This window comes from Alcaligenes sp. YSL9, assembly GCF_030515105.1.
Taxonomy (GTDB): domain Bacteria; phylum Pseudomonadota; class Gammaproteobacteria; order Burkholderiales; family Burkholderiaceae_B; genus Alcaligenes; species Alcaligenes phenolicus.
The window spans coordinates 23,007-48,077 of sequence record NZ_JALXJU010000003.1; the positions used below are offsets into that span (position 1 = coordinate 23,007).

At 57.4% G+C, this 25,071-nt stretch carries 16 protein-coding genes; 8 read left to right on the plus strand and 8 right to left on the minus strand.

Going from position 1 to position 25,071, the window contains the following annotated elements:
- Positions 1-101: 101 nt before the first annotated feature.
- Positions 102-1,121, minus strand: a complete 1,020-nt coding sequence (hemB, locus tag M2Q46_RS12810; protein ID WP_035269608.1) for a porphobilinogen synthase — start codon at positions 1,119-1,121, stop codon at positions 102-104.
- On the minus strand, positions 1,118-1,741 hold the full coding sequence (gene yihA, locus M2Q46_RS12815; protein WP_009459957.1) for a ribosome biogenesis GTP-binding protein YihA/YsxC: 624 nt from the start codon (positions 1,739-1,741) through the stop codon (positions 1,118-1,120). The genes hemB and yihA overlap by 4 nt, the downstream gene beginning before the upstream one ends.
- Before the next feature lie 157 nt (positions 1,742-1,898).
- Between yihA and M2Q46_RS12820 the strand changes: the two genes are divergently transcribed.
- The 3 genes from M2Q46_RS12820 to ccsB all read left to right on the plus strand — a co-directional run bounded on the left by M2Q46_RS12820 (position 1,899) and on the right by ccsB (position 6,246).
- The gene (locus tag M2Q46_RS12820) at positions 1,899-2,603 is read left to right on the plus strand and encodes a cytochrome c (protein WP_026484814.1); all 705 of its coding nucleotides are present in this window, start codon (positions 1,899-1,901) and stop codon (positions 2,601-2,603) included.
- Between the two features lie 226 nt (positions 2,604-2,829).
- Positions 2,830-4,872 carry a cytochrome c biogenesis protein ResB gene (locus M2Q46_RS12825; RefSeq protein ID WP_035269614.1) on the plus strand — a complete coding sequence of 681 codons (2,043 nt, stop codon included), beginning with the start codon at positions 2,830-2,832 and terminating at the stop codon, positions 4,870-4,872.
- Between the two features lie 15 nt (positions 4,873-4,887).
- The gene (gene ccsB, locus M2Q46_RS12830; protein ID WP_035269615.1) at positions 4,888-6,246 is read left to right on the plus strand and encodes a c-type cytochrome biogenesis protein CcsB; all 1,359 of its coding nucleotides are present in this window, start codon (positions 4,888-4,890) and stop codon (positions 6,244-6,246) included.
- An 877-nt stretch (positions 6,247-7,123) separates the two neighbouring features.
- Here ccsB and M2Q46_RS12835 read toward each other — a convergent pair.
- From M2Q46_RS12835 to M2Q46_RS12850, 4 genes are all read right to left on the minus strand, one after another.
- Positions 7,124-10,036: an EAL domain-containing protein gene (locus tag M2Q46_RS12835; RefSeq protein ID WP_302357386.1), complete on the minus strand. Its 2,913-nt coding sequence runs from the start codon at positions 10,034-10,036 to the stop codon at positions 7,124-7,126.
- A gap of 199 nt (positions 10,037-10,235) precedes the next feature.
- Positions 10,236-11,504 (minus strand): diaminopimelate decarboxylase, encoded by a 1,269-nt coding sequence (gene lysA, locus M2Q46_RS12840; protein WP_009461980.1) that lies wholly within the window; start codon positions 11,502-11,504, stop codon positions 10,236-10,238.
- Between the two features lie 41 nt (positions 11,505-11,545).
- Positions 11,546-11,680: a lipoprotein gene (locus M2Q46_RS12845; protein ID WP_080655585.1), complete on the minus strand. Its 135-nt coding sequence runs from the start codon at positions 11,678-11,680 to the stop codon at positions 11,546-11,548.
- A gap of 96 nt (positions 11,681-11,776) precedes the next feature.
- On the minus strand, positions 11,777-14,224 hold the full coding sequence (locus M2Q46_RS12850; protein WP_035269617.1) for a penicillin-binding protein 1A: 2,448 nt from the start codon (positions 14,222-14,224) through the stop codon (positions 11,777-11,779).
- Between the two features lie 119 nt (positions 14,225-14,343).
- On the opposite strand from M2Q46_RS12850, the gene M2Q46_RS12855 reads away from it, so the two are divergent.
- From M2Q46_RS12855 to M2Q46_RS12865, 3 genes are read left to right on the plus strand one after another with little or no spacing between them, the layout of a single operon-like run.
- Positions 14,344-14,949, plus strand: a complete 606-nt coding sequence (locus M2Q46_RS12855; RefSeq protein ID WP_009461975.1) for a shikimate kinase — start codon at positions 14,344-14,346, stop codon at positions 14,947-14,949.
- Entirely contained in the window at positions 14,950-16,038 is a 1,089-nt protein-coding gene (gene aroB / locus M2Q46_RS12860; RefSeq protein ID WP_302357387.1) for a 3-dehydroquinate synthase, read from the plus strand.
- A 5-nt stretch (positions 16,039-16,043) separates the two neighbouring features.
- A complete protein-coding gene (locus M2Q46_RS12865; RefSeq protein WP_060185522.1) occupies positions 16,044-17,168 on the plus strand; it encodes a deoxyguanosinetriphosphate triphosphohydrolase in 1,125 nt (374 codons plus the stop codon).
- Positions 17,169-17,316: 148 nt separating this feature from the next.
- Here M2Q46_RS12865 and uvrA read toward each other — a convergent pair whose 3' ends face one another.
- Complete coding sequence (uvrA, locus tag M2Q46_RS12870; protein WP_302357644.1) at positions 17,317-20,280, minus strand: excinuclease ABC subunit UvrA; 2,964 nt, start codon at positions 20,278-20,280, stop codon at positions 17,317-17,319.
- Between the two features lie 111 nt (positions 20,281-20,391).
- Here uvrA and M2Q46_RS12875 point away from each other — a divergent pair, with 111 nt between their 5' ends.
- Both M2Q46_RS12875 and ssb read left to right on the plus strand, forming a co-directional pair.
- Positions 20,392-21,603, plus strand: coding sequence for an MFS transporter (locus M2Q46_RS12875; protein WP_302357388.1), 1,212 nt, complete (start codon positions 20,392-20,394; stop codon positions 21,601-21,603).
- Positions 21,604-21,863: 260 nt separating this feature from the next.
- On the plus strand, positions 21,864-22,382 hold the full coding sequence (gene ssb, locus M2Q46_RS12880; protein WP_063692165.1) for a single-stranded DNA-binding protein: 519 nt from the start codon (positions 21,864-21,866) through the stop codon (positions 22,380-22,382).
- Between the two features lie 185 nt (positions 22,383-22,567).
- Here ssb and M2Q46_RS12885 read toward each other — a convergent pair whose 3' ends face one another.
- A complete protein-coding gene (locus M2Q46_RS12885; RefSeq protein WP_302357389.1) occupies positions 22,568-25,039 on the minus strand; it encodes a TonB-dependent receptor in 2,472 nt (823 codons plus the stop codon).
- Positions 25,040-25,071: the final 32 nt, after the last annotated feature.

Here is a 25,071-nt window from a genome sequence, read left to right on the forward strand (position 1 = left end):
GAATCGGCCTTATCAGGGCTTAACAGACGATAGATCGTCGCGTACACACAACAAAAAACGCAGCTCACAGGCTGCGTTTTTTGCGTTCTGATTGATGTGAATCAGCAGTTCTGTTCGCGCATCAGCTTGGCGGCTTCGATGGCGAAATAGGTCAGAATGCCGTCGCCACCAGCACGCTTGAATGCCAGCAGAGACTCCATCATGACCTTGTCGTGATCCAGCCAGCCGTTCTGGGCGGCGGCCTTGATCATCGCGTACTCGCCACTGACTTGGTAGGCGTAGGTTGGCATGCCAAAGGCGTCTTTTACGTCGCGCAGGATGTCCAGGTAAGGCAGGCCAGGTTTGACCATGACCATATCGGCACCTTCGCGGATATCGGCGGCCACTTCGCGCAGGGCTTCGTTACGGTTGGCGGGGTCCATCTGGTAGGTGTTCTTGTTGGAACGCCCCAGATTGGCAGCCGAGCCCACCGCGTCGCGGAAGGGGCCGTAGAAGGCACTGGCGTACTTGGCCGAGTAAGCCATGATGCGGGTGTGGATGAACTGGTCCTTGTCCAGAGCAGCGCGAATGGAGCCGATGCGGCCGTCCATCATGTCGCTGGGGGCCACAATGTCCACGCCAGCCTGGGCTTGCGTCTGGGCCTGGCGGATCAGCATGGCGACCGTTTCTTCGTTCAGGATGTGACCGGCTTCGTCCAGAATGCCGTCCTGGCCGTGGCTGGTGTAGGGGTCCAGAGCCACGTCAGTCAGCACGCCCAGCTCGGGGAATTGCTGCTTGAGCATGCCCACCACGCGCGGAATCAGGCCGTTCGGGTTGGCGGCTTCGCTGCCATCCGGCGTTTTCAGGGACGGGTCGATGGACGGGAACAGGGACAACACGGGGATGCCCAGCTCCAGACACTGTTCGGCCACGCGCATCAGTTCATCAGGCGAATAGCGCATGACGCCGGGCATGGAGCCCACTTGCTCCTGAACTTTCTCGCCTTCACGTACAAAGACCGGGTAGATCAGGTCGTCTGTGGACAGGCGGTTTTCGCGCACCAGACGGCGGGAAAACTCGTCGCGGCGGTTACGGCGCAGGCGAGTGTTTGGAAAGTCGGCAGGAGGAATAAAACGAGTCATGGAACAACCTTCGGAGAAATCCAGTTTTCGATGCATTCGGTCGCTTCGGGCAAGCCGATACGATCAGTGGAGGAGAAGGGCAGCGCATGCAGGGCGCCAATTTCCCGGAGTTGGCGGCGCACTTCGGCCACCGCCTTGATGCGTTGACCATACGGCAGTTTGTCGGCCTTGGTCAAAAGAGCCAGTACGGGCTTGCCGGTAGGCGCAATCCAGTCGGCCAGGCGCATATCCAGGTCGGTCACGCCGCGTCGGATGTCGATTAGCAACACAATGCCGGCAATCGAGGGGCGGGAGACCAGGTACTCGCCCAGAATTTCGGCCCAGTCCTGCTTTTCGTGGCGCGCCACGGCGGCGTAGCCGTAGCCGGGCAAGTCCACCAGGTGGCCCAGAAAGTCGCCCGGCGAGAGCGGGTCGGGGATGCCGAACATATTGATCAGGCGTGTTCGTCCCGGCGTTTTACTGGAAAAAGCCAGTTTCCGTTGGTTGGCCAACACATTGATGGCGGAGGATTTGCCCGCATTGGAGCGCCCCACAAAACAGACCTCTGGCGGTCCGGGAGGAGGCAGCTGATCGATCTGAGCAGCTGAAATCGTGAAGTGAGCGCGGTGCAGTATCGACATGGTTGCAGCGTAATTCCATATTGGTTCAGCGCCTATTGTATAATCTCTCGATTTGAAACAGTAATGTCGTAGTCCACTGGGTACTGACCAGCGGCTTACGGTGGCTTTTGCGGGGCGCATGCGGCACCCCGATTGATTCGCGATTATCGAGGTCCAAATGAAGCGTGCGCTTTCCCGAGTCGTTATCGCAAGCAGCCTGACGATGGCTTGCTCTGTGGTTTTTACCGCTAACGTGGCCAATGCAGCTGGTCTGCCCAAGCCAGATGCCGCCAAAGGCGAGCAGCTCTACCTGCAAGGTGAGATGTCGCGTGGCGTGCTGGCCTGTGTGACCTGTCACGGGGATGGCGGCAACAGTATTATTCCGGTCAACCCGTCGCTGGCTCACCAGCCGTACGAGTACCTGGTCAAGCAGCTGCACGATTTCCGTGCCAAGGACGAGAAGTCTGTGCCTTCCCGTCGCGGCCCTGAGGGCGCCAACAGCCTGATGACCGCCATTGCTGCCGGCATGACCGAAGAAGATATGCAAAACGTGGCTTTCTTCCTGTCCCAACAGCCCGTGAACTGGGATCAGGCAGCTAACGCTACCAAAGAAGACACCATGGAACGTGGCCAGAAGATCTGGCGCGGCGGTTTGCCCGAGCGCGGTGTTGCGGCCTGTGCCGCTTGCCACTCGCCTGATGGCGCTGGTATGCCCGGTCAGTTCCCCCGTCTGGCTGGCCAGCACCCTGCCTACATTGCCGAACAGCTCAAATTGTTCCGCAGCGGCGACCGTGCCAATGGCCCGATGATGCATGACATCGCGGATCGCATGTCGGACGCCGACATTGCAGCCGTGTCAGATTTCGCAGCTGGCCTGCGTTAATCAGTCCAAGGGGGCCATTGGCCCCCTGACTGTCTGAAGCCTGACATTCGCTTTTTGGCCCCAGCTTCCTGATAGTCATGGCAGTTTGGGAGCCTTAACAACGGGCAGTGCCGATTTGGGCCGGGTCTCGTGTTGGTGTTTTGTCCAGCGATCGAACTTTGTGCGCGTTCTGCGTTCAAAGTCTGGATGTTTCCGGTGAAACCCCCCACCTCCTAAGCTAGCCTTTGTGAAAAAAGTATCCCCCGTACGTCGCTTTGCGGCCGATTTTCTGGAATTGCTCGGTTCGATGCGCTTTGCCATCAGCTTGCTGATGTTCATTTGCGTAGCTAGTCTGATCGGCACTGTTCTGGCGCAAAATCAGCCGGCCAATACGTATATCGATCAATTCGGGCCGTACTGGTTTGAATTTTTCGACCATTTCTCGATCTGGTCCATCTATAACAGTGGCTGGTTCATGGTCATCATGACGTTTCTGGTGGTCTCGACCACGCTGTGCGTCATTCGTAATGCCCCCAAGATGATCCGTGAAATGCGCACGTTCAAAGAGCATGTGCGCGGCGGCAGTCTGAAAGCCTTTCCCCACCGTGTTGAACTGGAAAGCGCCGGTGCTCCCGAACATAATCGCGAGCAGGTGCAAGGCTGGTTGCAGTCCCAGGGTTACGCCGTGCGCGTGCGTCAGGATGACGACGGCAGCATGATGATGGCGGCCAAGAAGGGCAGCGCCAACAAGCTGGGTTACATTTTTGCCCACTTGGCGATTGTGGTGATCTGTGTGGGCGGCCTGCTCGACAGCGAATTGCCCGTGCGCCTGCAAGTGTGGCTGGGTGGCAAACAGCCCATTACTGAAAACATGCTGATTTCCCAGGTTCCCGAGTCGGGTCGACTGGGCTTGGGCAATCCCAGCTTCCGCGCCAATATGCTGGTGCCAGAGGGAGCCCGTACGGCTACTGCCGTGGTCAATTCCGGTGAAGGCGTCCTGATTCAGCCCTTGCCTTTTGCCCTGGAACTCAAGCGTTTCCTGGTGGAGTACTACTCAACCGGCATGCCCAGCAGCTTCAAGAGTGAAGTGGAAGTTACCGATCCCGTCACGGGCGATACGTTCGAGCGCACCATCGAGGTGAACGAGCCGCTGCGCTACAAGGGTGTCACGGTTTACCAGTCCGGTTTTGACGATGGCGGCAGTATCCTCAGCCTGAAGGGTTACCCCTTGGTAGGCCCTGGCTCCAAGACCTTTGCGCTAAATGGCAAAGTGGGCGAAACCGTAGGCATTGCGGCCCAGGAAAGCCCCAACGAACATGCTTTGACGGTTCAGTTGACCGAGCTGCGCCCCATCAACGTGGAGAACCTGACTGAGGGTGATCCTCAGCCCAAGGCCATGATTGAACACGTAGCCGCGGTTACTGGTAGCGCTGCCAACAAGAAAGATCAGCATCTGAAGAACGTCGGCCCCAGCGTGAACTATCGCTTGATCGACGATCAGGGCCAGTCCCGCGAGTTTGTGAACTACATGCTGCCGGTGGAGCTGGATGGCACCCTGGTGTTTCTGGCCGGTATGCGTTTCTCGCCTGCCGAGCCGTTTCGCTATGTGCGTTTCCCGGCTGACGACAAGGGTTCCTTGAAGGAATTCATGGATTTGCGTGCGGCCACGCAGAACGAGGCCCTGGTGACCCAGGCGGCCGAGCGCTTTGCCGAGCGTAACTCTTCGTCGCCCGAGCAAAAAGAGCTGATGCTCTCTGCATCCAGAACCGCTTTGCAGACGTTTGTGCGTGCCGGTTTTGATGGCTTGATCAGCCGTGTCCCCGAGGCCGAGCGCGAGCGTATTCTGGGTTTTGCAATTCCCATGATTCAGTTCACACTGTCGGAATTGCGTGATTTGATCAGGCAGCAACAAGGTTTGCCAGAGCTGGATTACAGTCAGGAAAATAGCGATGCCAATCGCTGGATTCAGTCTGCTGTACTGGCGTTTGCCAACCTGCCTGATTACCCGGCACCGGTTATGTTGACCTTGGACAGCTTTGAGCAAGTTCAGGCCAGCGTATTCCAGGTGGCGCGCAGCCCCGGCATGTACATTGTGTACTTGGGTTGCTTGTTTCTGATTATTGGCGTGTTCTCGATGTTCTATATCCGGGATCGCCGTGTGTGGGTCTGGATTCGCCCTCACAACCAAGGCAGCAGTGTCATGGCTGCCATGACATCTCAACGTCGCAACTTGGACTTTAACCTCGAGTTTGATCGCCTTAAAGCGGCGTTCAACCGGCTATCTGTCTGACAAGGTGTAGCTACTATGGCGCAGACCCTTTCTTCGGCCACTCCCTCGATGTGGCAAGACAATATCGCTTCCAGTGGTGACCGGCGCGGTATCCGTGGCCGTCCGGACTGGACGGATGTGCTGTTTCTGGTGGTACTGGCTTTGGGTGCGGCGTATGCGCTCAATGTGTACAGCACCAGTATGGATTACTACGAAAAGATCATTCTGGTGGCTTTTGTGCCGTTTGTGGCCTGGCTGGGGTGGTTGTGGCGTCCGCTGCGCACGCTGCTGGTGTTGTCTGGTTTGACAGCTTTGCTGGCGGTCTGGCTGTACAGCACGGGTGATGGTTTGGGCACCGGCGATATTGAAAAGGCCGATTCGGTTTTTCTGCTGAAGTATTTGTTCTCTTCCCAGTCCGCCATTTTGTGGATGTGCGCGCTGTTCATTCTGGCTACGGTGATGTACTGGGCTGGTTTTTTCAGCAATACGGCGGCCTGGATGGGGTCGGGGCTGACCTGGGCGGCGATCTATGCCGGGATGACCGGTTTGCTGGTGCGCTGGCGCGAAGGCCACTTGTTGGGCCCGGACATCGGTCATATCCCGGTCAGCAATCTGTATGAAGTGTTTGTGCTGCTGGCGCTGATTACGGCCTTGTTCTACATGTATTACGAGCGTCGTTACAACACGCGTGCCTTGGGTGGCTTTGTGCTGTTGGCGATCAGCTCGCTGGTTATTTTTCTGCTGTGGTATTCCTTCACGCGTGATGCACACCAGATCCAGCCTTTGGTGCCTGCGTTGAAAAGCTGGTGGATGAAGCTGCACGTGCCGGCCAACTTTATTGGTTACGGTACGTTCTCGTTGGCGGCCATGGTGGGTTTTGCGTATCTGGTTAAGGAAAATGGCGAGACGCGTTCGCGTGCCAAGCTGATTCCGGTGTTTTTGCTGGGTGCGATTCTGTGTGCCGAGCCCATGATTTTTGGTTCGCGCGAGTTGTCGCCTACCTGGATGCTGTATTTCGGTATCGGTAGTGTGATCGTGGGTACGATTCTGTATTTCCGTGGTCCGATTTCGCGCAAACTGCCTTCGCTGGAGGTGCTTGATGACATCATGTACCGGGCGATTGCGGTGGGTTTTGCCTTCTTTACGGTGGCAACGGTGTTGGGGGCCTTGTGGGCCGCTGATGCTTGGGGCACATACTGGCAGTGGGACCCGAAAGAGACTTGGGCTTTGATTGTGTGGCTGAACTATGCGGCTTGGTTGCACTTGCGCTTGCTTAAAGGGCTGCGAGGCACGATGGCAGCGTATTGGGCGCTGGGTGGGCTGCTGATTACCAGCTTTGCGTTCCTGGGCGTGAATATGTTCTTGTCGGGGCTGCATTCCTACGGGGAGCTGTAAGGTTTCTGCTGTTCTGGGGTGCTTGTGTTTGGGCTTCGGAATGGCGGTTGTAGAATTGGGAAACCCGAGTTTGGCTGAGTGCCGGACTCGGGTTTTTTTGTGGCTGTTTACTTGTCCTGTTAGGGGCGGATGCCTGGTAGGGGCTTGAATGGTGCTTTGGGGGGGCATAAGCTCTGGGAGACGCCGCTGGTGTGCGGGCCGGGGTGTCGGGGCTTGAGCGCTTGCCGGTGCTGCGCACCGGTGCCCTTGGCAGAAGATCGCGTAGGGCGCATCCTGAACTCGCACGATGGTTTGTCCCCCGGACAAACCATAAGCGTCGTGCTCAAACAGCAGGATGCTTGAACCCCTACGCGATCTTCTGCCCGCGGCAAGCACTCTGAATCGCCCCGACACCCCGACCCGCACACCAGCGGCTCACAGTGTTTATTTATGGACCAGTCCTAATTTTTTCGGTGAATGGTGGGTGGGTTTAGGGGAGGCGTGATTGCGGTTTTTGGGTTAGGCGTTAATCGGAAGTTTGTTGGATTGAGGTGGCTTTGCTTAGCCAGACTCAGATCTAGACCGCTAAAACCCAAGCTAGCTCGATGTCTGTATCTATCTTCAGAACTATTTACTGCTCCAACTTTAGATACGCGCCTGCACTCGGAGCGGTAGCAGATATGAAGTGCGAAATTTAGAGTTGGGTATTACGCAGTGGTAAGTGGTGCGATCGGGCCAGAAGACTCAGGCTCTTATATGGCAGGGTGTCGGGGTGATGATGGCGTCAGGAAGGCTTTTATAGCTTCCCCATGACATTTGCAATGAAGGCGCATCAATGTGGTGAGAAACGCGGTCCTTTGCCACCCAGGCCCTCTGTGGGGCTTGGGCGCTTACCTACTTACATGGCGGGCGGGAACTTGTCCTGGGATTCGATCAGGAACTGTCTGGCGGCGGCGTCGTTGACCAGGTCGGTCATGGCGTTGGCTTTGAGCAGGTCTGCAGGGGTGCAGGCTTTGGAGATGATGAAGCCTTGTACGTAGTCCACGCCCAGTTCTTGCAGGGCTTTCAGGGTGGGGACGTCTTCTACCCATTCGGCGATGCTGATCATGCCTAGGTTGTTAGCCAGTTCAACGATAGTGCGGACGATGGCGACGTTGGTTTCTTTCTTCAGCATGTCGCAGATCAGGGCACCGTCAATCTTGATGGCATCGGCGGGCAGTTCGCGCAGGTAGGAGAAGGAGGTGTACCCCGCTCCAAAGTCATCCAGTGCGATGCGCACGCCCATTTTCTGCAGGCGACGCATGAAATTACGTGTGTGCTCCAGGTCGTCCAGTGCGACGCCTTCGGTGATTTCTACACACAGTCGGCGGGCCAGGTGTTCGAATCGGGCCAGGATGTCGAAGAGCCATTTGATGAAGGTGTCGTCGTTCAGGGACACGCCGCTCAGGTTGATGGTGACCCATTGGGTCTTGCTCAACTGAGCTTCGTGTTTGGACATCCATTCCAGGGTGGCGGAGAACACCCATTTATCGATGATGGTGATGGTGCCGCTTTCTTCTGCTGCTGCGATGATGCGGCCGGTAGGGATGAGCTGGCCAGAGGAGTCGCGCACGCGCAGCAAGGCCTCGAAGTTCAGGCTGTCCATGGGGCGACGCAAGGCAGCGATAGGCTGCATTTCCAGGTATAGCGCGCGAGAAGAGCCACCTTCCAGCTCTTCAAATAAACGTAGTTCTTCGGCGTGCTCTTGCAGGACGTTGGAGTCCTGCCCGTAGATAATCATGTCCTGATGCAGGCGGCGGGCGTCACGGGCAGCTCGGCTGGCGGCGGAGATGGCTTCTTGCGGAGCCATGCCGGGGGCGACTTCGACCAGTCCCAGTGTGCTGCGCAGGTTGAAACTGCGGTTGCCAGCCAGCAAGGGGCTTTTGTTCAGCGATTCCAGTACGCTATTGGCCAGAGTGCGAGCCTGGTCGGGTTCGCAGTCTTCAAAGATGATGACAAATTCGTCGCTGCCGATGCGGCCAATCTTGTCTTTGCTGCGCAGGACGGATTCCAGTTGCTCGCAGACTTTCAGCAGCAGGGCATCGCCCGAGGAATGGCCGAAGGTGCCGTTCACATATTTGATGTGGTTCAGGTCCAGATAGGCCAGCAGGCAGGGTTTGTCGTCCTGGCTGCGGCTGAGCAAGCCGTCCAGTGCTTTTTCGATACCGCGCTGGTTCAGGACATTGGTAACCGGATCGTTGTCGGCCATCAGGCGCAGTTGGCGGTAGGTCTCGGCCCGGGCGGTGATGTCTTGCAGAGATCCTTCGATGCACTGATTGACGATGGCCACACGCAAGGCAAATTGGCAGGGCTGGGCATCGGCGTCGTAGTAGGTAATGGTCACGTCCTGACCATGTTGTGTGCTTTGGGCGACAGCTTTCCAGTCTTGTTCGGGAAAGAAATTGGTCCAGTGAATGGTGCTTTCGTTCGGGTCTGCGTCTATGTTGAGCATGCGCGCCAGAATGGGACTGATGCGCAGAAAAACGCCGGATTCGTTCAGGGTGAACATGCCGACAGGGGTCAGCAGGTAGTGGGCCATGAGTTCGTTACGGGCGCGCAGGGATTCGCTGCGGTCTTCTCGCAAGCGTTCACCCACGGCCAGGGCCACCATCAGATTGGAGAGCAGGAAGGCGATGACACCGTTGAAGTTCTCTACAAAGCTGGAGCGACCAAAGGCCACCAGAAAGATGGCTGAAATCAGCATGCACAGGGCCATGCTGAGCAGCACCAGTTGCCAGAGCAAGATGCGCGAGCGGGTGTGCAGGAGGATGGACAGCAGTACGGCAGAGACGCAGCACAGCGCGTAGATGGTGCTGACCCACATGACGGGCTGGAACACGGACGCCGGGGCCAGCAGGGACACGGGTAACAGGATCAGGCCCAGTATGCCCACCGTAGGCAGCAAGCGTTGCAGGCGGGCGGTGGTAATCGAGTTGCCCAGCAATACCGTAAACAGGGAATAGCTCAGGATGAAGTAGCAGGCGATGGTCACCTGACGCAGCACCGGCATGTACTGCGAGGGCAGAATCTGGCCTAGCCACTGGGTATCCCAGCCCATGGCCATCGAACCCAGGCGCAGGTTGCCAATCAGCCAGACTGACAGCAGCAGGTAGATCCAGGCGCGGTTGGTGGCGGCCAGCACCAGCATGAACATGGCCATGGTCAGCAAGCCGCCTTCCAGCAGCCCTATGCCACGGCTAAGACGGATCGAGGAGTTGGTGACGTCAGCGCTGGCCCAGAGCTGAGCTTGCAGGAGGGTGGGGCGGGAGGTCTCGACACGGCACAGCACGGTGTCGGGGTGGTTCGCCTGGCCCAATTCCAGGGTGTAGCTTTTTACCGGGGCGGGTGACAGCGGGGTAGGCGGGTCCAGCTCACTGTTACGCAGGGCTTGGCCGCTGCGGGCGTCTTGGCAGTGCAGCGAAGAAATCGGGGAGGCCGGAAAGTGCAGGACCTGGTCCTGCTGGGGGAAGGGGGCGGGCAGGGTCAGCAGCAGCCAATGGGGCTCGCTCAGGTGCAATCGTTGCCGGGTCGGGGCATTTTCCAATTGCGTCAGTAACTCTGGATCCGCATGCTCTTGCTGGCTGGCCAGCGCCTGAATGCCCAAACTTTGACCGGGAACGGTAGGGTAGCGATTCGGCAGGAACAGTAATGCCCATAAAGTGAGCATGATCAGAAACAAAGGGATGACGTAAAGACTCAAGCCGCGAATCAGGCGCTCGCTGGCCGAAGTAACAGGCTCAAAGCCGTGTGTCGGTATCCCTGGGGTGGTCATGATGGTGGTACAGCCTCCAGCGCTTACCATCGAACTGTCTGGCCACTGACAGCGAAATCTGTGCGTTCCTGGCTAGGACAGGACGCAACAGGCCGGGACTGCGATGCCTGCTGATGGCAGCGCAGTCCCGGCCTGTTTTACGGTCAGATTCGAGAGTTCTTTAAGGCTGAATGGTTGTTACCTGCATTCTTGCCCGCCTTTAAGGGAGCAATCGTTCGGTGGCAAACAAACTTTCCAGGCTTTCGCGGGGGCGGATCACATGAACCTGATCGCCGTCGACCAGAATTTCAGCCGCACGGGGGCGGGTGTTGTACTGGCTGGCCATGGTAAAGGCGTAGGCACCGGCGGACATGATGGCGACCAGATCGTCCTGTTTCAGATCCAGCTGACGGTCACGAGCCAGCCAGTCACCGCTTTCGCAGATGGGGCCAACCAGATCGTAGCGGGGAGTGGACTCCGTCACTGGACGAGGCTCTACCGCTTCCACGCCGTGCCAGGCGTCGTACAGAGTGGGACGAATCAAGTCGTTCATGGCGGCATCAATGATGGCGAAGTTTTTGGTCTCGCCATGCTTGAGGTATTCCACGCGGCTGAGCAGCACACCGGCATTGCCCACCATGGAGCGGCCGGGTTCCAGCACGATTTCCAGATGGCCCAGGCCGTTCTTGTCCAGAGCGGCGAATACTTCGGTCAGCAGCTGGGTAGGGGTCACCAGGGTTTCGTCGGTGTAGCGAATGCCCAGACCGCCGCCCAAATCCAGATGAGTCAGGTTCACGCCTTGCTCTTTCAGGGCCAGGATCAGCTTGATCAGCTTGTCCAGCGCATCCAGGTAGGGGCTGACTTCGGTAATCTGTGAGCCGATATGGCAATCCACACCCACAATATTCAGGCTGGGCAGCTCTTGGGCGCGTGCATAGATGCGGGGAGCCTGATCAATAGGCACGCCGAACTTGTTGTCTTTCAGCCCGGTGGAAATGTAGGGATGGGTGCGGGCATCCACGTCCGGATTCACGCGCAAGGAAACAGGCGCTTTCACATTCATGCGTTCAGCAACCTGTGCAACGCGCTCCAGCTCGCCTTCGGATTCGACGTTGAAGCACTTCACGCCTGCTTTCAGGGCAGCTTCAATTTCCCAAACCTGTTTGCCGACACCGGAGAACACCACTTTGCCTGGATCGCCACCGGCGGCGATGACACGGGCCAGCTCACCGCCCGAAACAATGTCAAAGCCGGTACCCAGACGGGCGAATTCTTGCAGAATGGCCAGGTTGGAGTTGGCCTTCATGCCATAGCACACCAACAACTTGCGGTCCTGGCCTGCCACTCGATAGGACTCCCAGGCGTCGCGCAAGGCTTGGCGGGAATACACATACAGAGGGGTGCCGAATTCTTCAGCCAGCTTGTTCAGGGGAACTTGCTCGGCGTGCAGCGTGTTGTTCTGAAATTGGAAGTGAGGTGCAACGGTCATGGTGTCGTCAAATAACAGAGGTTAAGCGAGCAGGGCGGAAATCAGCGCGGCGCTGTTTGGGCGTCCGCTGCTTCCTGCGCAGGAGGGTGGTACAAGGGGCCTTTGTAGCCGCAAGCGCTAAGAAAAACGCTAAGTGCCAGCAAGGCCAGCAGGCGGGAGGAACGTAGTTTGTTCATAAGGTGTTGAGCTAGTGCAGACAATGCAGAACATTATGCCACTGTGAGGGGCAAAGCATAAAAAACGCCGGCTAGGCCGGCGTTTGGGTACTGGATTTAGAAGGGGACGAAGGGCTGGGCTTGCGTGCCCGAAGAACCGGAGTCAGAGTCCAGTTGCCGGAGCAGGTCGCCAATACCATCGCTTTGATCGCTACCGCCTTGTTGCAGGGCACCGTCACCTGGAGCGGGCAGACCAACACGGGCAATCGCTTGTCCGGGTGGGAATTCGTCAAAGTAGAAGTCCCCATTGATGCGCGACAGGCCGGAAGGCATGGGGCCTGGAGGGACGATAGGCTTGTCTTTGAGCGCGGCGCGCATGTAGTTGATCCAGATAGGCATGGAAGCACCACCGCCGGTTTCACCCGAACCCAGGCTGCGTGGCTTGTCAAAGCCCATCCAGGCAATACCGACCAGATCTGGCGTGTAACCGGCAAACCAGGCGTCCTGGGAGTCGTTGGTGGTACCCGTCTTGCCACCAATGTCCGTACGCTTCAATTCGCGCGAGGAACGGGCACCAGTACCGGAAGTTGCCACACCGCGCAGCAAATCGTTCATGACGTAAGCCGTACGGGCGTCGATGGCACGGGCAGCCGCATCACCGGCCACAATGGGCTTGGCACGCATGATGACTTTGTTGGTGCTGTCGGTTACGTAATCGATCAGGTAGGGCTCGGTGCGGTAACCGCCATTGGCAAAGACCGAGTAAGCACCGGCCATTTGCAGGGGCGTTACGCTACCTGCGCCCAGAGCCAGTGGCAGCACGGCGGGTTGACGGGCTTTGTCGAAACCAAAGCGGGTCACGTATTCCTGCACATACTTGGGACCGACGGCCTGCATGATACGGATGGACACCATGTTTTTGGATTTATACAAACCTTGGCGCATGGTCAGCATGGGCTCGTAGGTGCGACCGTAGTTCTTGGGTGTCCAGGGCTTGGAGCCGGTCTGGGCCGCGGTCAGAACAAAAGGTTCGTCTGAAATCTGCGTGGCCGGAGTCAGACCGCGCTCTAGCGAGGAGGCGTAGATGAAGGGCTTGAAGGCCGAGCCGGGTTGACGCCAGGCTTGCGTGACGCGGTTGAACTTCCCGTCCGAGAAGTGGAAACCGCCCACCATGGCCTGGATAGCGCCGTCTTGCGGGCGTACCGACACAAAAGCCGCTTGCACCGCAGGCATATTGATCACTTCCCAGTAATCGCCATTGCGGAACAGATAGACCACGGAACCGCGCTGAATGCGTACGTCTGCCTTGGCGTTTTTCACCAGGCCACGAGCGACAATCTTCAGGGCGCGCTTGTCGTTGACATCAATAATTTGCTGGGCGGTACGGGCCACGCGAATCTGGTTGGGGCTGGCATCGAGCACCACACCGGTCAGCAAATCGCCTGTGTCGGGGTACTTGTCCTGCAAGTCATCCAGAATGGAATCCAGCTGTGCGTGATCGTTTTCAATACCGGCAGGCAGATCCACCTGGCCTTGCGGGCCGGTGTAAGGGGCACGACGGGTGTAATCCAGGATACCGTTGCGTACGGCCAGGTAAGCCGCTTCCTGGTCGGTGGACTTGATCGTGGTGTAGATATTGAAGCCGCGCGAGTACACATTGTCCTGGTAGACGCCGTACAGCAGTTGGCGAGCCAGTTCAGCTGCGTATTCACCGTGGATGGCGTAGCCACCTGCAGGCGTACCCAGAGCCGATTTCACGACGATTTCCTGTGCCATCGCGTCCTGGTATTCCTGCTCAGTGATGTAGCCCAGGGTACGCATGCGGCCCAGCACATAGGCTTGGCGAGTTTTGGCACGCTCGAAGTTGGCAATGGGGTTGAAGCGCGAGGGGGCTTTGGGAATACCGGCCAGCATGGCGGCTTCTGCTGTGGTGATTTCGCCCAGTTGCTTGCCCAGATACGTTCGTGAGGCTGCTGCAAAACCATAAGCACGATGTCCCAGATAGATCTGGTTCATGTACAGATCCAGGATCTGGTCTTTGGTTAGCGTGGCTTCAATCTTGAAGGTCAGCAGCAGTTCGTAGAACTTGCGGGTATAGGTCTTTTCCGATGACAGGTAGAAGTTACGCGCTACCTGCATGGTGATCGTACTGGCTCCCTGGGTCTTGGACATATGGGTCATATTGGCCAAGGCAGCGCGGCCAACACCCATCCAGTCAATACCGCCGTGCTGGTAGAAACGATCGTCCTCGGCCGCCAGAATGGCCGATTTCATGACATCGGGAATTTCGTCAAAACGCAACACATTGCGGCGTTCTTCACCAAATTCGCCGATCAACACCTTATCCGCCGTGTAAATGCGCAGCGGCACTCGGGGGCGGTAGTCGATCATGGCGCTAAGGTCAGGCAGGTTTGGCCAGGCCAAAGCCAGCGCAAGCGACCCAAGCAGGACGGCACACAGACCAAGCCCCACAAAAAAGACCGAGGTCTTGATGATGAGGCGGGCAAGCCAGGAACCGGAGCTTTGCTCGGGTTTAGAATTGGGGGAGCGGGAAGAGGAACTCATTAGGGCTGATTTTAAAGTCCAAACGCAGCAGGACTGGGCCTCAAACCAAGTATCAATGTAACAAAATAATACTAAGCAAGCGGACTGTGCTTAGGGAAGGCTAATGGGATAATACACAAATGAACCACTCTTTACCCGCTGAGCTGATGCCTGTAGAACATCCTGATCCCTTAACAGACGCCGAGCTGCTCCATTTACAACAGACTGGCCCACGCCCCATTATTTTGGTAGGCATGATGGGAGCCGGTAAAACGACCATTGGTCGCCAATTGGCGCGGGAACTCAAGCGCGAGTTTATGGACCTGGACCACGAGCTGGAAGCCCGTAGCGGTGTGCGAGTGGCCACTATCTTTGAGTTCGAAGGCGAGCAAGGGTTCCGCAAACGCGAATCTGCGGTGCTCGATATTTGTTCGCGCCAGACCGGTATTGTGCTGGCAACGGGGGGCGGGGCCATTTTGTCCGAGGCCAATCGCCAGATCATCAAAGATCGCGGTATCGTAGTGTACTTGTGTGCCACCGTAGACGAGCTGTACCGTCGCGTGGCCCGAGACCGTAACCGGCCGCTGTTGCAAACAGCGGACCCACGCGCCCGCATCCAGGAACTGTTGCAAGCGCGCGAACCCCTCTATGAAGAAGTGGCAGATGTCCGCTTTGAAACTGGCTCGGCGCCAGTTCATCATGCGGTGCGCCACTTATTGTCCCTGTTGAAAGAACGAGGTTGCTAAATGTCTGTAGTGCATGTTGACGCCCAGGGTGGCGCTTATCCCATCCATATCGCCGCCGGGCGTCTGGCGCATCTTGCAGACGCGGTGCCAGCCGATACGTCTGCCATTGCAATCGTCACCAATCCTACGGTGGCCGCCCTGTACCTGGCACCTGCAAAGGAAGCCCTGGCTGCAACCGGCAAGCCTGTTCATGTGATCGAGCTGCCCGATGGCGAAGCCTACAAGAACTGGGAGTCCCTGAACCTGATTTTTGACGCGCTGCTGGGCGGTCACCTGGATCGCAAGGCCCTGATTGTGGCCTTGGGCGGTGGCGTTATCGGCGATATGGCCGGTTTTGCTGCGGCCTGCTTCATGCGGGGCGTGCGCTTTGTGCAAGTGCCGACGACCTTGCTGGCGCAGGTGGACTCCTCGGTGGGCGGCAAGACGGCGATCAACCACCCGCTGGGCAAGAATATGGTGGGCGCCTTCTACCAGCCTATCGCTGTAGAAGTGGATACGGACGTACTCAAGACTTTGCCTGCTCGTGAGATCTCCGCCGGTCTGGCGGAGGTTATCAAATACGGCATGATTTACGACCTGGACTTCTTCAACTGGTGTGAAGAGCAGATTGCGCCCATGCGTACGCTGGAACAAGAACAAATCGTCTATGCGATTCGTCGCTCCTGCGAGGTCAAGGCTGAAGTCGTTTCCCAGGACGAACGCGAATCTGGTCTGCGCGCCATTTTGAACTTTGGTCACACTTTTGGCCACGCGATCGAGTCCGGCATGGGCTACGGCCAATGGCTGCATGGTGAGGCCGTGGGCTGCGGCATGATTATGGCTGCCGAGCTCTCCGCCCTGGTCTGCGGCTTGCCTGCTCAGGACGTGGCTCGTATCAAGGCCCTGGTGCAAGCCAGCGGATGTCCGACCACTCCACCACAATGGCCTGCGGACCGTTGGCTGGAATTGATGCAGGTGGACAAGAAAAATGAAGGTGGCCAGCTGCGTTTTGTGCTGCTGGATAAATTAGGCCATGCCAAGGTGCAGGCGGTCGCGCCTGATGTGGTACGCCAGGCATTGGCCCGCTTTACAACGGTGGAACAGGAGTAAAACCTATGCAAATGCTTGCCGCTTATGCCTGTCACCCTGAACAGTCCCGCGGTCGGCGTTATGCAGAGGCAGCGCCCCAAGGCCGTAACGCCTTTCAGCGGGACCGCGACCGGATCATTCACTGCAATGCCTTTCGCTTGTTGGAATACAAAACCCAGGTGTTCATTAACCACGAAGGTGATTTATTTCGAACACGATTGACGCATAGTCTGGAAGTGGCCCAGCTGGCGCGGGCCATTGCCCGCAATCTGGGTTTGCACGAAGACCTGATCGAAGCGATCTCTCTGGCTCATGATCTGGGCCACACTCCTTTTGGCCATGCAGGTCAGGACACCTTGAATAGCTGCATGCAAAGCCTGCGTCCCGAGGCCGGGGGCTTTGAGCATAATCTGCAAAGTCTGCGGGTGGTGGACGAGCTGGAAGAGCGCTATGCCGCCTTCAATGGCCTGAACCTGTGCTTTGAAACCCGCGAGGGGATTTTGAAGCATTGTTCGCTGAAGCACGCCCGTGAATTGGGCGAGGTCGGCCAGCGCTTTATTGATCGCACCCAACCGTCGCTGGAAGCCCAAATGGCCAATCTGGCCGATGAAATTGCTTACAACAATCACGATATTGATGACGGTTTGCGCTCCGGCCTGATCCGCTTGGAACAATTGCTGGAGCTGCGCCTGTTCAACAGTCATTACGAGCATGTACAAGCCCAATATCCGGGCTTGAGCGGTCAACGTTTGGTGGCGGAGATTATCCGCGGCATGATCAACACGCTAGTGGTGGATTTAACGGAAACCACGCGTGCCAAGCTGGAAGAGCATCGCCCGGACAGCGTGGATGCGATTCGTCATTTGCCTCGTTTGGCCGGATTCTCGCCAGATATGCGGGCGCAGGCTGATGAGCTCAAACGCTTCTTGCACGCGAATCTGTATCGCCACTACAAGGTGGTGCGCATGATGAGCAAGGCGCAGAACATTGTGCGCGAGCTGTTCCATGCTTTTCTGGATGATCCTCGTTTGCTGGCGGCGGAGCATCGCCGTGAAGACCCGATTGCTCAGGCCCGTGCCATTGCTGATTACATCGCTGGCATGACGGACCGCCATGCCATTCGCGAGCACGACGCTATCTTCAAGATGTAGCTCTTGCAGCCTGTGGTGGAGTTACGCGAACTGCTGTCTGCCAGTAGCCGTGTGCTGTTCAGGAGCTCTTCTTCATTGATAAAGCGCCAAAAAACCATGTTTTGGTGCTCGAGGCCTGAACAGCGTGGCCTTTTAAGGGAGACAGCCTTTAGCGCTGCAATAAAGGCTTCAGATAGCGCCCGGTATGGCTTTGCTCGCAAGCAGCAACAGTCTCCGGGGTGCCTTGCACCACAATCTGCCCACCGCCCTGGCCACCTTCCGGTCCCATGTCCACAATCCAGTCTGCCGTTTTGATCACATCCAGATTGTGCTCAATTACGACCACGCTATTGCCCGACTCAACCAGTTTGTCCAGCACTTCCAGCAAGACAGCAATGTCCTGAAAGTGCAGGCCGGTTGTGGGCTCGTCCAGCACATACAAGGTTTGACCGGTACTGCGCTTGGACAGCTCCAGTGACAATTTCACCCGCTGCGCCTCACCACCAGACAGGGTAGTCGCGCTTTGACCCAGGCGGATGTAGGACAAGCCCACATCAATCAAGGTAGTCAATTTACGCGCGACCGCTGGCACCGCATCAAAGTATTCCAGCGCCTGCTCAACCGTCAGGTCCAGCACTTCGCTGATATTGCGGCCTCGGTAGCGAATGTCCAGCGTTTCACGGTTGTAGCGACGGCCCTGGCAGACATCACAAGGTACATAGACGTCCGGCAGGAAGTGCATCTCTACCTTGACCACGCCATCGCCCTGACAAGCCTCGCAGCGGCCGCCTTTAACGTTAAAGGAGAAGCGGCCTGGGTCGTAGCCACGCAATCGTGCCTCGGGCACGCTGGCGAACAGCTCACGAATAGCCGTGAACATGCCCGTGTAGGTGGCTGGATTACTGCGTGGGGTACGACCAATCGGGGTTTGATCGACGTTGATGATCTTGTCGAAATGCTCCAGGCCTTCCATACGATCGTAGGGCGCCGGTTCGGCGTGGGCACGGTGCAGCAAATGCGAGAAGGCGGTTGCCAGCGTGTCGTTGATCAGCGTGGACTTGCCCGAGCCGGACACGCCCGTAATGCAGACTAGTCGCCCAGCCGGAATCGCCAAATCAACAGACTTCAGGTTATTGCCGCTGGCACCGTACAGACGCAGCCAGTTCAGGCTGTCATCCACCGGGCGACGCTTGGGGATGGCAATCTGGCGCTTGCCGGACAGGTACTGGCCGGTCAGAGAGTCAGGGTTCTGGGCCAGATCTGCGGGTGAACCTTGAGCGGTAATTTGACCGCCATGTTCGCCAGCGCCGGGGCCCATATCGATGACATAGTCGGCGGTGCGTATCATGTCCTCGTCGTGCTCGACCACAATCACGCTATTACCCAGGTCCCGCAGGTGTTGCAGGGTCTGGATCAGCTTGTCGTTATCGCGTTGGTGCAGGCCAATGGAAGGCTCGTCCAGCACGTACATCACGCCGGTCAGACCGGAACCGATCTGGCTGGCCAGACGAATGCGCTGGGCCTCGCCACCGGAAATGGTGTCGGCGCTGCGGTCCAGAGACAGGTAGTTCAGACCCACATTGTTCAAAAACTCCAGCCGCAGGCGGATTTCACGCACGATGCGGTCGGCAATTTCTTTTTTCGCACCCGTCAGCGACAGGCGCTCGAACCAGGCCAGGCAGTCGGACAGGGCCAGGGCTTCGACTTCATAGATGGCCAGTCCTTTGGCTTGTCCTTGCGCTGCGGAGTGAGTCTGCGTGCACTGTGCGGCATTGTCAGACAGCTGGTCGACATTGAGGGTTGCGGAGTGGGCAGACGCGGTGCCTGCATGATGCTTGCACCCAGTATGGCTGGGAATCGGATCATCCCCGATACGGACGTGACGCGCCTCCAGACGCAGGCGTGCGCCATGGCAGGCTGGGCAGGTCTGGGTGCGACGCAGCTTGTTCAGTTCCTCGCGCACGGCGCTGGAATCGGTTTCCGCCCAGCGACGTTGCAAATTCGGAATCACCCCTTCAAATGGGTGAGTTTTCACGGTGGTGCGGCCTTTCTCATTCAAATAGAGAAAGGGGATTTCTTCCGCGCCGGAGCCATACAGCACGGTGCGACGTAGCGCTTCGGGCAGGGACTCGAAGGGGGCCTCTATATCAAAGTGATAATGAGCCGCCAGGCTGGTCAGCAAAGTGTAGGTAAAGGCATTGCGCCGGTCCCAGCCCGCAATGGCACCGCCTGCCAGGCTCAGTTCCGGAAAGGCCACCACCCGTTCGGGGTCGAATACATCCACTTGACCCAGGCCGCTACAGTCCGGGCAGGCTCCTGCTGGATTGTTGAAACTGAACAGGCGTGGCTCCAGCTCGGGCAAGGAGTAATCGCAGACCGGGCAGGCGTAGTGACTGGAATAGGGCTGTTCCAGGCCTGTGTCCAGATTCACCACCAGACAACGACCGTTGCTGGTGGACAGGGCGGTTTCCAGGCTCTCGGCCAGACGCTGCTGGCTATCGGGCCGAATGCGCAGACGGTCTATGACCAGGTCCAGGTCGTGTGCCTGTTGGGCTTTGAGTGCAGGCAGATCTTCAATACTGGAGATCTCGCCATCGACGCGTACCCGTACAAAGCCTTGGGCTTGCAGGCCGCGCAGTTCAAGCTGCAGGTCACCAACCAGGCCACGGTGCATGGGTGCCAGCACAGCAATACGGGTTTCAGGTTCCCATTGCAGAATCTGGTCTACCATCTGGCTCACGCTATGAGCCTGCAAGGCCAAGTGGTGTTCCGGGCAGTAAGGAGTCCCGACCCGCGCGTACAATAGGCGCAAATAATCGTGGATTTCGGTAGTGGTCCCCACGGTGGAACGCGGGTTATGGCCTGCTGCTTTTTGCTCGATGGCAATGGCAGGCGACAAACCTTCGATCAAGTCCACATCTGGCTTGTCCATCAGTTGCAAGAACTGACGTGCATAAGCGGACAGGCTTTCCACATAGCGCCGCTGGCCTTCGGCATACAAGGTGTCGAAGGCTAGAGAGGATTTCCCAGAACCGGACAGCCCCGTCAGCACGACCAACTGGTGGCGTGGCAGGTCTACGGAGATATTTTTCAGGTTGTGGGTACGGGCACCACGAATGCGGATGGCTTCCATCGCTTTATTTAGGCTTGTCAAAAGGCAACTTGCTACTATAGCGCGTTGCGTCAGAATTTATGTGAACGGGTATCCGGGCTCTCTGCTAGCCCAGTTGTGACAGAGTATTAAATGAGTACACACCAAACCATGAATACGGCCGGATCGCGCCCAGCGCGCCTGAGTCTGACTCAGCAAGAGCGCAAGGCCAGCATCCTGCTTGCCCTGTTGTTTGCCTGTCGAATGCTGGGTCTGTTTTTGCTGACCCCGGTCTTTGCAGTGGCCGCGCACTCCTTGCCCGGCGGTAATGATGCCGCCCGTGTGGGTCTGGCATTGGGGGCCTATGGTCTGACGCAGGCTGTCTTGCAGATCCCCTTGGGGATGGCATCGGATCGCTTCGGACGCCGACCGATTATCGTCATCGGCATGGCCTTGTTCGTGATCGGTGGGGTGATCTCCGCGCTGGCCCAGAATATTGACTGGGTGACGGTAGGCCGCTGTATTCAAGGTCTGGGGGCAGTTTCAGCAGCCATTTCCGCCTGGGTTGCCGACTCCACCCGTCCCGAAGTGCGCACACGTGCCATGGCGATGGTGGGTGGCTCGATTGGGCTGTCTTTTGCTGTATCGCTGGTGCTCTCGCCAGTGCTGGTGGGACAATTTGGTTTGTCGGGACTGTTCTGGGCCATCAGTTTGCTGGGCTTTGTCTGCTTGTTGATTGCCGCTTTTGTCGTGCCCAGCGCGCCTAAAGCACCCGCCTCGATTGTGCAGGTTACCGCCGGACAGGTGTTGCGTCATTTGGATCTGCTGCGCCTGAACTTTGGCGTGTTCTGTCTGCACTTTATCCTGATGTCCCTGTTCATCGTCGTACCGGGCATTCTGGCGACCTTGGGTGGCTACGGCACTCAGGATTTGTGGAAGGTGTACTTGCCCGTTATTCTGGTTTCCTTTGTGCTGATGGTTCCTGCGGTGTTCTGGACAGAGACCCGCAAGCGTCACAAACATGCGCTGGAACTGGCCGTGTTGCTACTGATTGTGGTGCTGGCCGTTATGCCTTGGGCGCGTGATTCGCTGGTTCCCATGGTGGCCGCGCTGACTTTTTTCTTCATTGGTTTTAACGTGCTGGAAGCCTTGCAGCCTTCCTTGGTGTCCCGCGTGGCACCGCCAGAATACAAAGGGTTGGCGCTGGGTTTTTACAACACCTCCCAATCCCTGGGCGTGTTTGCCGGTGGTTTGATCGGGGGCGTGCTGGCTGGGCGAGGGCTCACTCAATGGGTCTTGTGGACCGGCGCTGCTCTGGCTTTGCTCTGGTTGCTGACAGCGCGTGGTTTCAAAGACAAATATTAAAAGGCATTGCCTGTTACGCTTGTGCAAAGACGTGGCAGGCAGCAACAAGTAAAGTGGCTGGATTGGCCGCAAGAATCAAGAGCTGGGCGGAACAGGTGACACCATCAGGTGCTTAGCCATATACGCCGTTCAAGGTGCCGTAACAGGATCGATGGCATGGATAAAACTGCCCTTCCCGGAGCGGGGAGGGAGTGTTAATTAAGGCACGAATCCACGATAATACGGCTTGATATCGAATTTTTGACTACAGGATTTTTTTCATGGCATCGGTAAATAAAGTCATTCTGGTGGGCAATCTTGGCCGCGACCCAGAAGTACGCTACAGCGCAGAAGGCTCGGCCATCTGCAATATTTCCATTGCCACGACTTCGCAGTGGAAAGACCGTACCTCCGGCGAGCGCCGTGAGGAAACCGAATGGCACCGTGTGGTGTTCTACAACCGTCTGGCTGAAATTGCAGGTGAGTACCTGCGTAAAGGTCGTCCCGTCTACGTAGAAGGTCGTCTGCGCACCCGTAAATGGACAGGTCAGGACGGTCAGGAGCGTTTCACGACCGAAATCATTGCCGAGCAAATGCAAATGCTGGGTGGCCGTGACGGTGGTGATATGGGCGGTGGCAGCATGGGTGGTGGCGAATACGGTGGCGGCGGTGGTGGTGCACCAGCTCCGCAACGTGCTCAGCGTCCAGCGCCTCAGCAACAGCAGCAACAACAGGCCCCACGTAATAACGCTCCTATGTCGGACAATCTGGCCGATATGGATGACGATATTCCGTTCTAATTGGGCAAGATGAAGCTCGGCCTAGCCCTGTCAGGACAGAGGGTCTCTCTTTCCTGAACTGTTGGTTGGCTCGGCAATACTAAAAACCCCCGGCGAATTTAAAATTCACCGGGGTTTTTTATGCATCTCTGCGCGGCGCTGCGGCGCAAGAGTGGGGCAGAATGGGCTGCCTTGTCGTACCGCTATTAGAAACGGTGCGTGAGTGTAGCCAAGGCAGTGCGCCCTTCGCCGTAATATACCGAGTTGTAAAAGCCCATGGCACGGTAATAGCGTTTATCGGCCAGGTTACGCACATTGAGCTGCAACTGGGTTCGTTTGCCAAGGTCGTATTGCGCCATCAGATCGAACAAGGCATAAGGTTTTTGTTCAACCGATGCGGACTGTTCGCCGTAATAGCCTTGTGCATGGGTGCGGCTTTGCCAACGTATTCCCGCTCCTACCACCAGGTTCTTCAAGGTGCCTGGCAATCGGTACGTGGTATTGAGCTTGAGCATTTGTTCGGGTTGCGTAGTCTGGACCTTGCGCCCTTCGTTGTCCTTGGACATGCGGTAGGTATAGCCGATAAAGGCATTCCAGCCAGGGCTTAGTTCGCCGGCCAGTTCCAGTTCCACGCCCCGCGTTCGTGTGCCATCCAGCATTTCGTACCACGATTCGTTACGAGCGACATCAAAGCCGCCGTACTCGGCCACGTCTTTCTGATTGGTCTGGAAAACAGCCAGCGATCCGTTCAGGCGTCCATCCAGGTAGGACGCTTTGATACCTGCCTCGTAGTTGTGTCCGTACGCTGGCCCTGTCATTTCCCAGTCTTTGGTCTTGTACATCTGGGGCTGGAAGATGTTGGTGTAGCTGGCATAGACCGTATAAGTGTCATTCAGGTCATAGGTCACGCCCAGATACGGTGTTATTTCCGAGTAGCGCTGTGACTGGGACAGAATGATGGGGGTGGTGCCCGGTGTCCATTGGTTCCAGCGGTACTCATCGGCTTCCCAGCGTGTCCAGCGTGCCCCGGCGAGCAGGTGCAGATCATCGCTCAAATTAAAGCGGGTTGTGCCGAAAATTCCCGTCTGGGTGGTACGCAGGATTTGATCGGAGACGGCTTGATCCCAGACAGGTTCTGGCCAGTTGCCGTGCCAGTCATGAATATTGGGTATGGGATAGCTTGCCTGGTCGGAAGAATTCCATCCCTTGGTTTGACTACGAGATTTGGAGTGTGAGAAGCCCAGATTGAACTCGTGGTTTGCTCCCAGCAGATCGAAATCCCCTGTCAATGAGCCGCCATATACATCTTGCTTGCTATCGCCTTTGTATTTGCGCAGGGTGGGTGTCCCGGATAGCAAGCCCGTATTGGCATCGACAGGAAAGTCGGCGGCAAACAACAGGGAGGCATCAAAGTCATTGTTCAGCCTGGAATAGGACAGTCTGCCGTCCCAGCCATTGGCAAATGTGTGCTCCAGCGAGGCAAAGTATTCTGTCGCGTCGGTATCCCAGGTCGTCCATTTGGCGCCGACCGTTTGCCCTTTCTCCCAATCGACTTGCTCGCCATTGGTGTCAAAAATGGGCAAACCACCCCACATAACGCCTTTGGGACGAGAACGCTGAGTGGACACACCTGCGCTCAAGGTGGTGGCTTCACCCACGTCGGCTTCGATAATGCCGTAGAGAACATCGCGTTTTTTGCGATAAAAATCCAGCGTATCGCCTCTTCGCTCTTTGGCACCGACCAGGCGGGCGCGCAAGGAGCCTGACTCGTTCAGTGCAGAGGATAGATCCAGCTCGCCGCGGTAGGTATCGTTGCTGCCGCCCATGGCGCGGATAGTGCCCTGGAACTCACGGCCAGGACGTTTGCGGATGAAGTTCATGGAGCCGCCTGGGTTGCCGGTACCACTCATCAGGCCCGTTGCACCGCGAATAATCTCTACGTGATCATAGATAATCGGATCCAGATTGCCATCTCCGAACTGGTAGGTATCGTCCAACGGCTTGACCACACCATCAAACTGCATGGTGTCCATCTTGAAACCGCGTGAATAGTAGCTGAGCCGGTCAGTTTCGCTTTGCTGCACGTTCATGCCGGTGGCATTTTCCATAATGTCGCGCACGCTGCTCATCGCGTGATCATCCAGTTGTTGTCGGGTCAGGCTGCTGGTTGATTGTGGAGTATCGCGTTGCGTCAGAATCAGGCCGTTGGCCGAGCGCATCCAGTCAGTTGTATAGGAGCCTGTATGTTCCGTGGTATCGCCTGCACCGCGCACCACAACGGTGCCCAGTTGCGTGATGGGGGCGTTGGGAGTGTCCGTCAGGGTATAGCTGCCGTCAGTTTGCCGCCGAATCTGCAAGGGGGTTTGACTCAGGAGCTGTGCAAAACCCTCGTCAAGGCTATGAATTCCTTGCAGGCCAGGGGTCTGAAGGCCATCGGTTTGGGAGGGAGGGAATGAGAGCAGCACCTGCATGTGCTGGGCGTAACGTGCCAGAGCCGGTCCCAACGGCCCGGCAGGAATGTTAATGGCGCGCCCGCTGTTTTGCGCTGACCCTTGTGCCCATACGAGGGAGCTGGGGGGCAGGACACCTAACAAGGAGATCAGGATGGCAGTGGCCAGGGGGGCCAAGGTATGGCGCGGCTGGCAGGTGCCGCGAGAGTGCAGGGAAGGGGTGTACATAGTGTTTGGTTTCCGGGAAGAGGTTTACTACT